Raw genomic sequence first — 12,131 nt, forward strand, 5'->3', positions numbered from 1 at the left:
GTAGCGCACAGGTTGGAACCAGCGGCCCTCCGTGAAGAACCGATGGACCAGTTCGCGAACAACGCTTGTGGGCGGAGCGCCAGGAGGCAGCGCAAAATCCGTACTCAGGTAGCGAATGGCCATGAAGCGCTCTCACGGGAAGGGCTTGACCGTTGCCTGCCCCTGCTTTTCAAGGTCGCTCAATTCCTTGGCCAGGGGCCCGCTCAACCGCGTCGCCCCCTCGGGATGTTTGGCGGAACGGATCCAGAGTTCGAGGGAGCCACCGTACTTCTGGACGTACTCAATCATGGCCTTGAGGTTCCCTGTAAGCGCCATCTCCGCGCGCCCCTTCACCTCGACGAAGTCGTAGGGACTGCCCCAGACCAGGTCCCCCTTGTGTCCCGTCACAGCATCCGGGACGAAGCCCTGGGCCTTGCTGCCAGGCGGGGGCAGCAGGAGGTCCGTGTTCTTCGGCAGCTTCCGTCTCTGGAGCACGGACTGCTCGAACGCGCTGCCCGCGCCCTTGTTCGTGATGACCGTCTGGTAGAGCCGCTCCCACTCCGGATCCACCGCGTACTGGAAGCTCCGGTACTTCTCCGGGTGACGGAACTGGTAGTCCACCCACGCCTGCGCCAGGTGCTCCGCGCTGCCCGGCACCAGCCGCGCCCCCTCCTCCGTCGCGCGTGAGCCCACCAAAGCCACGCGCTTGCCCCGGGCCAGCACGAGCCCCGCCTCCGCGAGCGGCGCCTCCAGCCGCTTCGCCAACGCCCGCAGCTTCTCCACGTCCTCCGCGGACACGGCCTCACCGCGCCCCGCCGCGCGCAGCACCTGACGAAGCTCCTGGGCCTCCCGTGGCGACAGGTGCCGCACCACCCGCTGCAACACCTGCACCTCGCGCAGGCTCCGGCCCGTGAGCAGCGCGACGCGCTCCGCGCCCTGCGCGCCTTCCGACAACAGGCGCCCCGACACCACCGGCAGCGCCACGCTCACCGCGCACAGCAGCCGCTCGCCGTCCGTCAGCGGGTATCCCAGGAGGCTCTGCCCCAGCACCACGCCGCCCACGTCCGCCACCTCGCCGGTGACGGGCAGCAGCCCCAGGGCGATCTCCAGCACCACCTCTTCCGGGGGAATGCCCGGAGGCTCACGCGCCGGGTCCCAGACCGGAGGCGCGAAGCGGCCCGCCTCCACCGCGGACGCCAGGAGGCTGTCGCGCGCCAGCAGGTAGAGCGCCACCTCGCTGGGGCTCTTGCGCGGGAAGTCCGGGTCCGCCGTGTGCGTGTAGGCCCAGTCCAGCACCGCCTCCAGCAACGCCTGCTGCGTCTCCTCGTAGAGCGCGCTCTCGGTGAGCAGCCCGTCACTCCCGAGCCGGCGGAAGTGCGCGTCCGCCAGGGCCTGACGGCGCGCATCCGCCCAGCGGTGGAACTCCTCCAGCTTCGCCTCCGCTCGCGCGGACCGCTTGCCGTCCTCGAGCAGGGCCTGGGCGTGCTTCGCCTTCAGCCGCAGATACACCTCCAGCGGCTCGTCCTTCGCGAGTTCCTCCTCCGTCCGCGCGGACGCCCAGAGCATCAGGTCGTTGAGCGCGGCATGGCCCACCTGACGCTCCGTCTCCATCACTGCGGGCTGCTTCAAGGCGGCTCGCTTCTCGCGGATGAACGCGAGGTAGCGGCCCAATTCCTCTCCTCCGACCGTGCCGCCCGAACCCGCGCGCTTCCACGCGGCCTCCCGCGTGAACGAAGCGGGCGATGCGCTGTGATAGCGCCCGTAGCCGTGCAGCCCCACCGGCAGGGTCCGCGAGCCCGGCGTCCCGCAGGCCGTGAGCGACAGGAGCAGCACCAGCCCCGCGCTGAATCGTCCCAGCCAACCTGTCAGCATGACGCGCCCCCTCAATCACTCACATCTACCAGCCGTGTCTGACGTTTCTTGTGAGCCGCTTCCTGACGCACAGGGGCCCCGCACGCAGCGCGGACACCGCGCTCCAGCAGCCGGTTCCACGGCATGCGCCACACCTTCTCGCGCCTGTCCCATCCAAGACATCCCTCTTCCGGGGGAGCCCGCGCCGCGCTCCGGAGCGCGGAACGAGGACTGGCCACGGACGGGGGCATGCCGTTTGATGCGGGGGTGCGAGGAGCACTGCCCGGATGACGCATCGACCCCATTCCTCCCGCCTGCGGGACGCGCTGGGCTCGCTGTCCGCGCGGCTCCTGCTGGCGTTCCTCCTGCCCACCCTGCTCTTCCTGTCGCTCGCGGGCGCCTCCGTGTACGCGCTGGCCCGCGCGAGCCTGGAGGACGAGCTGGGCGCGAGCCTGTCCGCGCTCGCCGCCGCCACCGCCAGCCAGGTCAGCGGTGAGCGCATGCTCACCATCGAGCCCGGCGACGACGTGTCCGGCACCCGCACCTGGCGCGCCCTCGTGCGGCTGCTGGACGGCGTGCGCACCGCGAGCGGCGTGCGCCGGGTCTACGCCGTGGACGCGCGGGGCCGCGTGCGCGCGGACGTGGGCGGCAACCTGCCCGTGGGCACCGAGCTCCCGGACCTCGCGCGTGACCGGCTGGAATTGACGCGCGTCCTCGCGGGAAAGCGCGCCGCCAGCCAGGTGCTCTTCACCGGCTCCGACGGGCTGCTCTACAAGACGGGCTACGCCCCCGTGGTCCAGGACGGCCAGGTGGTGGGCGCCATCGGCGTGGAGGGCAGCGCGGCCTTCTTCGGACCGCTGCGGCGGCTGTGGCGCACCTTCGTCATGGCCAGCGCCGTGGCGCTCGCCGTGCTCGCCGTCATCGCCGTCATCACCGCCCGGGGACTGGCCCGTCCGCTGCGGCGGCTGATGGACTCCGCGCTGCGGATCGGCCGGGGGGACCTGACCACGCCCGTGCCGCCGGAGCCCACCCGCGAAATCGGAGTGCTCGCGCGCGAGCTGGAGGTCATGCGCGGCGCGCTGGAGGGCCGCGACCGGCAGCTCAAGCTCATGCTCGCGGGCGTGGCCCACGAGGTGCGCAACCCGCTGGGCGGCATCGCGCTCTTCTCAGGCCTCCTGCAGGAGGACCTGCGCGCGGGCGCCCACGCGGACGCGAGCAGCCACGTGGACCGCATCCAGCGCGAGGTCGCCTACCTCCAGCGCATCGTCGAGGACTTCCTCGCCTTCGCCCGCGAACAGCCGCTGGCGCGCGCGCCCATGGAGGCGCCCGACCTGCTCTCCAACGCGTGCGAGCTGCTCTCCGCGGAGGCGCACGACAAGGGCGTGGCCCTGGACGTGGCCGCCTCGCCCGCGCACCTGGAGGCGGATGGCAGCCTGCTGACCGCGGCGCTCGTGAACCTGGTGAAGAACGCCGTGCAGGCCGCGCCCGCCGGCAGCCACGTGCGGATCCGCGGCGAGGTGCGCGACGGGAGATACGCCATCGACGTCCAGGACTCGGGCCCGGGCGTGCCCGAAGCCGAGCGCGAGCGCATCTTCGAGCCCTTCTTCACCACCCGCGAGCAGGGCACCGGGCTGGGCCTGCCGCTCGCGCGGAAGATCGTCCGGGCCCACGGCGGCGAGCTCTCCCTGCGCTCCACGCCGGGCGAGACCGTCTTCACGCTGACCCTGCCCTGTCCGCCGGACGCGACAGGACGAGGAGCGGACGCCTGACGCGCCCTACGCCGCGCCGCCCGCGCGCAGCACCTCGCGCGCCTTGAGCAGCATGCGGCGCAGCGGCGCCTCATCCGCGCGCGTCAGCGCTTCGTCCCAGCCCAGCCACTGGATGCCGAACGACTCCGCGGGGTCATGCGCGAGCGACTCGGGGTCCTCCGCCACCACGAGGTAGCGCACGTCCAGGTGACAGTGCTCCGGCTCGTCCTTGCGCGCGGGGATGACGTGCACGTCCACGTCCAGCGGGCGCGGCGCGGTGGGGTGCAGGTGCACGCGGCAGCCCGTCTCCTCGCGGGCCTCGCGCAGCGCGGTGGCCTCCATGTCGCCGCCGTCCCCGGCCTCCGAGTGCCCCCCCGGCTGCAGCCAGCGGTGGAGCTTCGCGTGGTGCAGCATCGCCACCCGCCCGCCCGCCACGTCCACCACCACCGCGCTGCCGGTGAAGTGCGCCTCCGCCTGCGAGCGGGAGAAGGGCTCCTTCAGCGACGTGGCGAAGTGGCGCATGCGCGAGAGGTCCTCGCGCTCCTTGTCGTCCGTGGGGACGTGGCGCGCGAGCAGGTCGACGAGGGCAGCGGAGACGGGGGCCATGCGCCGGGATAGACACCCACCCGGCCCCTGACGCCAGCCCTTTCACGCCAGGCCCCACCTGCACCCCGCCGGGTCCGGTGTAGGGTGGCCTGGCGTGTGCATTCCGCCGCCCACCCACCGGTGGCCCCCCACCCCTCCTTCCCGAGCAGGCGCATGGCCCGCATCCTCGTCATCGACGACCACGACACCCTCCGCGAGGGCATGACCGTCACCCTCACCCGCTCCGGCCACACCGTGTCCGCGGTGCGCAGCGGGGCGGACGGGCTCGCCGCGTACAAGAAGGGCCCCTTCGACCTGGTCGTCACGGACCTGAAGATGGACGGCATGGACGGCATCGCCGTGACGCGCGCCCTCAAGCAGGCGGACCCTGGCGCCGTCGTCATGGTGGTGACGGCGTTCGGCACCATCGAGACCGCCGTGCAGGCCATGCAGGAGGGCGCCTACGACTTCATCACCAAGCCCTTCCCCCCGGAGGTGCTGCGCGCCAAGGTGGACAAGGGCCTGGAGCTGTCCGCCACGCGCCGCCAGGTGGAGCGCCTCACCGCCCGCACGGACGCGCATGACGCCGACGCCGCCCTCACCCACCGCGACCTGGTGGGCGACAGCGAGCCCATGCAGAAGCTGCTCGCGCAGGTGCGCAAGGTGGCCGCGAGCGACGCCACCGTGCTGGTGCGCGGCGAGAGCGGCACCGGCAAGGAGCTGGTCGCCCGGATGATCCACCAGCGCTCCCCGCGCAAGGACGGCCCCTTCGTCGTGGTGCACTGCGCGGCCCTGGCGGAGACGCTGCTGGAGAGCGAGCTGTTCGGCCACGAGCGCGGCGCCTTCACCGGCGCGGTGAAGCGCAAGCTGGGCCGCTTCGAGCTGGCCGACGGCGGCACCCTCTTCCTGGACGAGATTGGGGAGATTCCCGCCTCCGTGCAGACCAAGCTGCTGCGCGTGCTCCAGGAGAAGGAGCTGCAGCGCGTGGGCGGAGAGGAGACGCTCAAGGTGGACGTGCGCGTGGTGAGCGCCACGCACCGCGACCTCCAGGCGGAGGTGAAGGCGGGCCGCTTCCGCGAGGACCTCTACTACCGGCTGCACATCGTCCCGCTCACCCTGCCGCCCCTGCGCGAGCGCCCCGAGGACCTGCCCGCGCTCGCCCGCCACTTCGTCGCCAAGCACGCGCCCCGGGTCAACCGGCGCGTCACCGGCATCGACGACGCCACGCTGCACGCGCTCACCCGCCACGCGTGGCCCGGCAACGTGCGCGAGCTGGAGAACGTGATGGAGCAGGCGCTCGTCTTCGCCGAGGGCGACACGCTCACCCCGCAGGACCTGCCCCCGCACCTGGCCGGCCAGACGCCGCGCATGGACGCGGGGCTGCCCGTGCCCCAGGGCGACCGCCCCCTGCCGGAAATCCTGGAGGACCTGGAGCGCCAGCTCATCGCCCGCGCCTACGAGAAGGCCGGCGGCGTGAAGACGGAGACCGCCCGCCTGCTGGGCATCAAGACCTCCGCGCTGTACTACAAGCTGGAGAAGTACGGCTTCCTGCCGCGCGGCGAACGCCCCGAGGACGCTTCGTAGGCGCCCCGGGGGGCCTCGGAAATCCGTCATCCGCGCCCCGGCCCCATGACTTTCCACCGTCCGGCCCACCCACCCCGTCCCACCCTGCCCCCGCAGGTGCCCGGAACCAGGGCGCTTTCCGTCGGACCTGGGAACGGAGTAGGAGGAAGGGACTGGCATCCGCCTTGCTGACGGTGTCCCCCCGATGATGTTGCGTGCCCTCCCCCTCCTCCTGTGCCTGTTCGTGGCCGCGCCCGCCGGGGCGACGTCCGGCCTGGAGCAGGCGCGCGCGAAGGCCCAGGCGGCGCGCACGGAGGCACGCACCCTGCGCACCCGGCAGCAGGGGCTGCGCGACGAGCTCAACGGCCTGGCGGCGCGCATCGAGGCCCTCAAGGCCCAGCGCCAGGGGAAGCTCACGGCGGGCGGCGAGCTGGAGTCCGCGCTGCGCCGCTCGCAGGAGCTGAGCGGGGAGCTGACGGGGCTGGCGCAGTCGGTGTCCGGCGCGGACGGCGAGGTGGAGCGCGCGCACCTGGCGCTGCACGGCGCGCTGTCCCAGGAGCTGACGCGGCTGCGCGCGGCGTGGGACGCGACGACGGACCGGGCGCAGCGCGCGCGGCTGGTGGAGCAGATGCGGTCCGTGCGCGGCGAACGCGAGGCCGTGCGCGCGGCGCTGCCCGCCTCGCAGGTGCCGGCGCTGGAGGGCGCGGCGCGCGGGGATGATCCGGAGGACCTGCTGGCGCAGGCGGACGCGCTGCGCGACTCCCAGGACAAGGTGCGCCAGCGGCTGGAGGCCCTCAAGGCGCGCATCACCGAGGTGCGCGAGGAGCGCGACCTGGACCGCCGCATGAACGACTTCCTGGGCGAGGAGTCCATGTTCGACGACCAGGACCGCCGCCTGCGCCTGCGCACCGTGGGCGACCAGGGCCTGCAGGTGGCCCCCACCCAGCGGGGCGGCCGGCAGCCGGAGGGGATTCCGACCGACTCGATGGTGGAGTCGCCGGACTACGCGGGTGACCCGACCCAGGGACCGGGCGTCGGGGGCAACCCCACGGTGGGCGGTCCGGCCCTGTCCGTCACCGCCAGCGACCGGCGGCCCCAGGTGGACCCGGTGCGCGCCCAGGCGCTGGCCGCGGGCGGCCCGCAGGACCTGTCCTCGCTGGAGCAGGAGGCCGCGCGCCTGGAGTCCCTGGCGCGCGAGCTGGACGGGCGCGCGGGCGCGCTGGAGCGCCGCGCGAAGACGCTGGCGCCCTGAGACGGCGCCGGGCCGCTACAGCAGGCCGCCCTCCACCTCCAGCACCACCGTGGCCTGCACGCGCACCTCGCGCTCCGGCAGGCGCCCCGTGCCGCGCAGGATGATGGACATGCTGGGCGCGGCCACGTAGGGCCGCAGGTCCACGCTGCCGTCCGCGTTCAACCCCACCGTGGGGTTGGGCGGGTGCAGGCCCAGGCCCGCGATGCCCTCCCGGGACGCGAAGCGCGCCTCGGAGTTGCCCGCGCGGGCCACGGCCTCCAGTGAATCCAGGAAGCCGAAGTCCTGGTCGTTCGGGCTCAGGACCTTGAGCGTCATCGACTTCACCTGCACGCGCGTCACCTCGTCCTTGGTGACGTCGCGGTTCTTGAAGTCCTGGTTCTCGTTGAAGTCCAGGGCGGAGAAGCTGCTGATGGAGGGGAAGGCGTTGAGGAGCGTGGAGGTGCCTGCGGGGTTCGCGGGCACCGTCGCCTCGCCCTGGACCTCCGTGGTGAAGGACGCCGGAGAACAGGCGGCGAGCCCCAGGCCGGCCACCGCCGCGAGGAAGGACGCGTAAGACATGGCGCCAATGTACCGGGCGGCCGGGTGCGGCGTCACCGACCGCAGGCACGCCCCGGGTGTCCCGGGGACGACGTGGCCGCGGAGGGCACTTGCGAGCGTGGGGATGCCAGCGGGGCGGAGTATGGTGCGCGCGTCTTGGACCGCCGCCTCCTCCCGCTCCTGCTGGCCCTCAGCATCCCCTGGGGCGGAGGTGCGCGCGCGGCCGAGTGGCAGGGCTCGCTGAGGGGCACCGGCCGGCTGCTCGTGGACAGCAACGCCCCGCGCGACTTCTCCGACGGCGCCACGCCCGGCCCCGGCGCGGACCTGGCGCTGAGCGCGCTGGGCGTGGCGGAGGGACGGGGCACCGGCGAGCGGGCCCAGGTGGTGGGCCGGTACGAGCTGGGCGCCCGGAAGTACCTGGACTACGCCAACGAGGACACGCTGGTGCAGGCGGGCGCGCTGGAGGGCTCGCTCGCCCTGGGCACCGAGTGGGGCGTGGGCGCGGAAGGCCACGCCAAGGACCGGCGGGGCGGCAGCCGCGCGTACTCGGACCTGGGCGCCAGCCTCTTCGCCGAGTACGCCCCGGACGTGCGCCTGGCCCTGCGCCTTCGCCTGGGTGCGCGCCGCTTCGTGTACCGCCCGGACCACACGGCCGACTTCGGCGGCCCGGAGGTGGGCGTCCTGGGCCGCTACCGGTTGACCCCGCGCCACACGCTGAGCGTGTTCGGCGAGTGGGGCTCGCGCCGCTACGGCCCCTTCGCCCGGCCCTCCCCGGGCGTCAACGCGGCCCCCGTGCGGCGGCAGGACGGCGCGCTGGTGGCGGGGGTGGGCTACACGTACCGGGGGCCGGTGAAGCTGTCGCTCACCTATGCCTTCCAGGAGGTCAGCTCCAACAGCTTCGGAGAGACGGCCCTGCGCCACCGGCTCACCGGCAGCGCGGGGGTGCGGCTGCCGTGGCGGGTGACGCTGCTGGCGCAGGGGACGCTGGGCCTGGCGCGCTACCCGGACGGCATCTTCCTGTCGCCGGAGATCATCCTGGTGGAGGAGGACGAGGGGCAGAACTCGCTGTCCCTCAAGCTGGCCCGGCCCGTCTCCGCCCGCGTGGACCTGGAGCTGTCCTGGGGCCTCTGGAGCACGCGCCTGCCGCGCAATGACTTGCGTTACACGCGTCAGGTGTTCGGCGTGGGCTTCACCTGGCGGGACCAGGACTAGGAGCCCAGGCCCCGGAGCACCGTCAGTCCAGGTCGGCGATGCGCTCGTCGATCTCCTCGGCCAGGCTGGGGTGCTGCTGGGCGAGCGCGTGGTCCCGGGCGGTGGTGAGCACCTGCTTCGCCTTGTCCGTCTGGCCGGCCCCCGCGTAGGCGTCCCCCAGGGAGACGAGGGCGGCGGCGTACTTCGGGTCCAGCCGGACGGCGGCCTCCAGACTCTGGATGGCGCTGTCGTACTCCTTGCGCTCCAGGTGGAGCTTCCCCAGGGAGAACCAGGCCATGGGGGCGTCGGGGAACTGGGCCGTCATCTTCTTGAACTGCTCCAGGCGGGGGTCGCTCATGGACGGAACCCATTAGAGGAGCGCTGGAAGCTTGCCAAGGGTGCGCTAGGGTATCCGCCACATGGCCACGAAGAAGAAGACCCCTGCATCCAAGAAGGCGAAGGCGAAGAGCGCGACCCGGGCTCCGGCCCGCAAGAAGACGGCCGCCAAGAAGGCGAAGCCGGGCGTGCGTCCGCCGCCGCGCAAGAAGACCGCCGCCGCGCGCAAGAAGGCTCCGAAGCCCGCCGCCCCGCCCGCGCCTCCCAAGCCCGCGGAGAACGCGAAGGCGCGCGAGCTGGCGCGCCGCATCGGCAACCTGCTGCTGGACAAGAAGGCCACGGACGTCGTCATCCTCGACATGCGCGGGATGACGTCCTACGCGGACTACATCGTCATCGCCTCCGGCGAGAGCGACCGCCAGGTGAGCGCCATGGCGGAGAACGTCCAGGTGCAGCTCAAGCAGGACCCGCAGCCCCTGCGCCCCATCAGCACCGAAGGCCTGGAGACGGGCCAGTGGGTGCTCCTGGACTACGACGACGTCGTGGCCCACCTGTTCAACGGCGAGGTGCGCGCCTTCTACGACCTGGACGGGCTGTGGGCGGACGCGCCCCGGGAGAAGCTGTCCTAGTCCCGTGAAGGTCCGCCTCCTCTCCATCGGCAAGGACCGCTCCGGGTTGTTCGAGCCCGCCGTGCAGGAGTACGCGCGGCGGCTCGAGCACTACACGCGCTTCGAGCTGCTGGAGCTGAATGAAGCGTCGGGCCGCAAGCTCAAGCCCGGCGAGGCGAAGTCCGCGGAGGCCGCCGCCATCCTGGGCAAGCGCAAGCCGCAGGACTGGATTGTCGCGCTGGACGAGCGCGGCACGCTGCTGGATTCGGTGGAGCTTGCCCGCTACGTCGCGAAGGCGCAGACGGGCTCCAAGGACCTGCTCTTCGTCATCGGCGGAGACGAGGGCCTGGACGACTCGGTGCGTGGCGCGGCGCATCAGGTGATGTCGCTGTCGCGGATGACGCTGCCCCACCGGCTGGCGCGGGTGGTGCTCATCGAGCAGCTCTACCGCGCGTTCACCATCCTGAAGGGCGAGCCCTACCACAAGTAGGCGGCCGGGCAGCCTGTCCCGAGGCGCTGGGGGCCCGGGCGTCAGGGCGCGTGAAGCGACCGCGTCGAAGCGGCCATCATGAACACGCCCTCTTCTGAAACCTCCACGGCCGCCACCGTGCGCATCATCGCCTCGCCCCAGTCCTGGGTGGAGGGCGAGGCCGTCCGCCAGCTTGAGGCCGTGTCGCGCCTGCCCGGGATGCGGCTCGCGGTGGGCCTGCCGGACCTGCACCCCGGCAAGGGCGCTCCGGTGGGCGCGGCCTTTGAATCCGAGGGCTTCCTCTATCCCTACCTCGTGGGCAGCGACATCGGCTGTGGCATGGGGTTGTGGGACGTGGACCTGCTGACGCGCAAGGCGAAGGCGGAGCGGTGGGCGGCGAAGCTGGACCTGGAGGGGCCGTGGGTGGGGGACACGGAGGCGGTGCTCGCGGAGCACGGCGCGAGCGGCACGGGCTTCGAGTCGGCGCTGGGCACGGTGGGCGGCGGCAACCACTTCGCGGAGGTGCAGCGGGTGGAGGAGGTGCACGACGCGCGCGTCTTCGAGGCGCTGGGCCTGCGGGAGGAGCGGCTGCTGCTGCTCGTGCACTCGGGGTCGCGCGGGTTGGGGGAGGCCATCCTGCGCAAGCATGTCGACCGGCATGCCGCGGGCGGACTGGCGGCGGACTCGGACGAGGCGCGCGAATACCTCCAGCGGCATGACGGCGCGGTGCTGTGGGCGAAGGCGAACCGGGCGCTGGTGGCGCAGCGGACGCTGGAGGGGATTGGGGCGACGGGGCGGCGGGTGTTGGACGTGTGCCACAACAGTGTCACCGCGCGGCATGCGGGTGGACGCGTGGGGTGGCTGCACCGCAAGGGCGCGGCGCCGTGGGACGAGGGGCCGGTGGTGATTCCCGGCAGCCGTGGCGCGCTGAGCTATCTGGTGTTGCCGGTGGGCACGGGCGAGCAGAGCGCGTACAGCCTGGCGCACGGCGCGGGACGCAAGTGGACGCGCTCGGCGGCGCGGGAGCGGCTGAAGGAGCGCTTCACGGCGGAGTCGCTGACGCGCACGTTCTTCAAGAGCCACGTGGTGTGCGAGGACCGGGACCTGCTCTTCGAGGAGGCACCGCCGGCCTACAAGGCCATCGACCGCGTGGTGACGGACCTGGTGGAGGCGGGGTTGGTGCGGGTGGTGGCGACGCTGGCGCCGGTGCTCACGTACAAGACGCGAGGCCGCACGGCGGAGTGAGCGGCACGGGGCTGGCACGGGAGGCGCGGGAGGAACCGCCCCTGTGAGGCCCGGAGATGTGGAAGGCCCTGTTGGACCTGGTGTATCCGCCCATGTGTCTGGCCTGCGCGAAGGTGCTGCCGGGCGTGGGCGCGGTGTTCTGCGAGCCATGTGACACGGCGTTGGAGCGGCTGCCGCCGGTGTGTTGCCGGACGTGCGCGGAGCCGGGGGCGTTCCCGGGGAACACCTGTCCGCGTTGCCGGACGGTGCCGCCGCCATTCAGCCGGGCCTGGGCGCCCTTCGCGCACGAGGGGCCGGTGGCGAGGGCCATCCACCGGTTCAAGTACGAGGACCACCCGGACCTCGCGGCGCCGTTGGGGACGCTGCTCGCGGACGAGGCGCGGCGGTTCCTGAGGACCGCGCCGGGGTGCGTGGTGGCGTTGCCGCTGCACGTGCGGCGCTTCCGGAAGCGGCAATACGATCAGGCGCACCTGCTCGCGGGGGAGCTGGCGAAGGCGACGGGGCGGACAGCGCCGGTGGGGTGGCTTGTGCGCACGCGGGAGACGCGCCGGCAGGTGGGGCTGAGTGAAGCGGAGCGCGCGGGCAACGTGGCGGGAGCGTTCGTGGCGTCGCGGGCGGTGAAGGGGCAGGAGGTGTTGCTCCTGGACGACGTGTTCACCACGGGGTCCACCGCGAGGGCCGCCGCTGTCGCTCTGAGAGACGCGGGGGCCACGCGAGTGGAGGTACTGACCCTGGCGAGGGCGTTCACCCTCGCCTGAGGGCCATGG

Annotated in this window: 12 protein-coding genes; 8 read left to right on the plus strand and 4 right to left on the minus strand. The window is 72.9% G+C overall.

What is annotated here, in order from left to right; genetic code table 11:
- Positions 1–132 precede the first annotated feature (132 nt).
- Positions 133–1,851, minus strand: coding sequence for a hypothetical protein (locus K8556_RS13965; protein WP_223740561.1), 1,719 nt, complete (start codon positions 1,849–1,851; stop codon positions 133–135).
- Between the two features lie 266 nt (positions 1,852–2,117).
- On the opposite strand from K8556_RS13965, the gene K8556_RS13970 reads away from it, so the two are divergent.
- On the plus strand, positions 2,118–3,599 hold the full coding sequence (locus K8556_RS13970) for a HAMP domain-containing sensor histidine kinase (protein ID WP_223740562.1): 1,482 nt from the start codon (positions 2,118–2,120) through the stop codon (positions 3,597–3,599).
- A gap of 6 nt (positions 3,600–3,605) precedes the next feature.
- Here K8556_RS13970 and K8556_RS13975 read toward each other — a convergent pair whose 3' ends face one another.
- Positions 3,606–4,184 (minus strand): NUDIX hydrolase, encoded by a 579-nt coding sequence (locus K8556_RS13975; RefSeq protein WP_223740563.1) that lies wholly within the window; start codon positions 4,182–4,184, stop codon positions 3,606–3,608.
- Positions 4,185–4,337: 153 nt separating this feature from the next.
- Here K8556_RS13975 and K8556_RS13980 point away from each other — a divergent pair, with 153 nt between their 5' ends.
- Together K8556_RS13980 and K8556_RS13985 are read left to right on the plus strand one after the other, a co-directional pair.
- Positions 4,338–5,747, plus strand: coding sequence for a sigma-54 dependent transcriptional regulator (locus K8556_RS13980; protein WP_223740564.1), 1,410 nt, complete (start codon positions 4,338–4,340; stop codon positions 5,745–5,747).
- Positions 5,748–5,931: 184 nt separating this feature from the next.
- Positions 5,932–6,978 carry a TetR family transcriptional regulator gene (locus K8556_RS13985; RefSeq protein ID WP_223740565.1) on the plus strand — a complete coding sequence of 349 codons (1,047 nt, stop codon included), beginning with the start codon at positions 5,932–5,934 and terminating at the stop codon, positions 6,976–6,978.
- A gap of 15 nt (positions 6,979–6,993) precedes the next feature.
- On the opposite strand, the gene K8556_RS13990 is transcribed toward K8556_RS13985, so the two are convergent.
- Positions 6,994–7,536, minus strand: coding sequence for a hypothetical protein (locus tag K8556_RS13990; protein ID WP_223740566.1), 543 nt, complete (start codon positions 7,534–7,536; stop codon positions 6,994–6,996).
- A gap of 135 nt (positions 7,537–7,671) precedes the next feature.
- Between K8556_RS13990 and K8556_RS13995 the strand changes: the two genes are divergently transcribed.
- A complete protein-coding gene (locus K8556_RS13995; RefSeq protein ID WP_223740567.1) occupies positions 7,672–8,727 on the plus strand; it encodes a hypothetical protein in 1,056 nt (351 codons plus the stop codon).
- Between the two features lie 22 nt (positions 8,728–8,749).
- Here the strand turns inward: K8556_RS13995 and K8556_RS14000 are convergent, their stop codons facing one another.
- Positions 8,750–9,064 (minus strand): tetratricopeptide repeat protein, encoded by a 315-nt coding sequence (locus tag K8556_RS14000; protein WP_223740568.1) that lies wholly within the window; start codon positions 9,062–9,064, stop codon positions 8,750–8,752.
- 61 nt (positions 9,065–9,125) lie between these two features.
- Between K8556_RS14000 and rsfS the strand changes: the two genes are divergently transcribed.
- The 4 genes from rsfS to K8556_RS14020 all read left to right on the plus strand — a co-directional run bounded on the left by rsfS (position 9,126) and on the right by K8556_RS14020 (position 12,122).
- A complete protein-coding gene (gene rsfS / locus K8556_RS14005) occupies positions 9,126–9,671 on the plus strand; it encodes a ribosome silencing factor (protein WP_223740569.1) in 546 nt (181 codons plus the stop codon).
- A gap of 4 nt (positions 9,672–9,675) precedes the next feature.
- The gene (locus K8556_RS14010) at positions 9,676–10,140 is read left to right on the plus strand and encodes a 23S rRNA (pseudouridine(1915)-N(3))-methyltransferase RlmH (protein WP_014394001.1); all 465 of its coding nucleotides are present in this window, start codon (positions 9,676–9,678) and stop codon (positions 10,138–10,140) included.
- 78 nt (positions 10,141–10,218) lie between these two features.
- Positions 10,219–11,364 (plus strand): RNA ligase RtcB family protein, encoded by a 1,146-nt coding sequence (locus tag K8556_RS14015; RefSeq protein ID WP_223740570.1) that lies wholly within the window; start codon positions 10,219–10,221, stop codon positions 11,362–11,364.
- 56 nt (positions 11,365–11,420) lie between these two features.
- Positions 11,421–12,122, plus strand: coding sequence for a ComF family protein (locus tag K8556_RS14020; RefSeq protein ID WP_223740571.1), 702 nt, complete (start codon positions 11,421–11,423; stop codon positions 12,120–12,122).
- Positions 12,123–12,131: the final 9 nt, after the last annotated feature.

The sequence above is a fragment of the Corallococcus sp. AS-1-12 genome (genome assembly GCF_020036995.1).
Classification (GTDB): Bacteria; Myxococcota; Myxococcia; order Myxococcales; family Myxococcaceae; genus Corallococcus.